Source organism: Zafaria cholistanensis, from assembly GCF_008580665.1.
In the GTDB taxonomy this organism is placed as follows: Bacteria; Actinomycetota; Actinomycetes; order Actinomycetales; family Micrococcaceae; genus Zafaria; species Zafaria cholistanensis.
The window spans coordinates 1-958 of the sequence record NZ_BKDJ01000043.1 but is presented as its reverse complement, the minus strand read 5'-3'; the positions used below and the strand labels follow the sequence as shown (position 1 = coordinate 958).

General features: G+C 70.0%; 1 protein-coding gene. It reads left to right on the top strand.

Annotated elements, in window-relative coordinates; translation table 11 throughout:
• Positions 1-149 precede the first annotated feature (149 nt).
• Positions 150-911 carry a DUF4191 domain-containing protein gene (locus NCCP_RS14820; RefSeq protein WP_149958054.1) on the top strand — a complete coding sequence of 254 codons (762 nt, stop codon included), beginning with the start codon at positions 150-152 and terminating at the stop codon, positions 909-911.
• Positions 912-958 lie beyond the last annotated feature (47 nt).

Here is a 958-nt window from a genome sequence, read left to right as displayed (position 1 = left end):
GGCGCGATGCGCCACAAGGGCCTGCCCATCCCCGAGGCCCTGGCCCACATCGAGTCCTCCGGCGACACCCGCCAGGAAGCCGCCAGCCTGATCCCGGCCACCTGAACCCGGCAACCCGAACCCCGGCTTTCCCCTAGAATTGGAACACTATGGCCAATACCTCCGATAGCGCCTCTGCCGAGGCCTCCCAGCCCAAGCGCGGCCTCTTTTCGCGCAAGCCCAAGACCGCGAAGGGCCCCAAGCAACCCGGCCGCCTGAAGCAGATCGGGCAGGTCTTCCAGATGACCCGCCGCCACGACCCCTCTGTGGTGTGGCTGATGCTGCTGGCGTTCCTGGGGATCACCGCGGTGGGCCTGATCCTGGGCCTGCTTTTGGGCAACTGGATCACGTTCCTGCTGATCTCCCTGCCGCTGGGCCTGCTGGCCGCCGTGGCAATCCTGTCCCGGCGCGCACGCCGGGCCGCTTTCGCCCAGATCAAAGACCGCCCCGGGGCAGCCGGGGCGGCCTTGAGCGAACTGGGCCGCGGCTGGATCGTCAAGGACCAGCCGGTCGCGGTGGCCCCGCGCACCCAGGACCTGGTGTTCGCAGCGGTCGGCCGCCCCGGCGTCGTACTCGTCACCGAAGGACCCTCCGGACGCGTCCGGCCGCTCGTCGAAGCCGAACGCAAGCGTATGGGGCGGGTGCTCCCGAACGTGCCGATCCACATCGTCAACTCCGGCAGCGCCGAGGGCCAGACCAGCGTCGAAGATCTGGCCAGGGCCATCAAGAAGCTGCCGAAGGCCCTGGGCAGGCAGGAGATCCACCAGGTGGACCGCCGCCTCTCCACCCTGGGCAGCGCCAAGCTTCCCATTCCCAAGGGCATCGACCCGAACCGCGCCCGCCCGGACCGCCGGGCCATGCGGGGACGGTAGTCCGCAGCGCCGCACACAGGGAAGGCCCCGAACCGTTCGGTTCGGGG

What these genes read in the sequence shown, in the direction of transcription:
- NCCP_RS14820 (WP_149958054.1), top strand. Translation starts at nt 150, where the DNA reads ATGGCCAATACCTCCGATAGCGCCTCTGCCGAGGCCTCCCAGCCCAAG.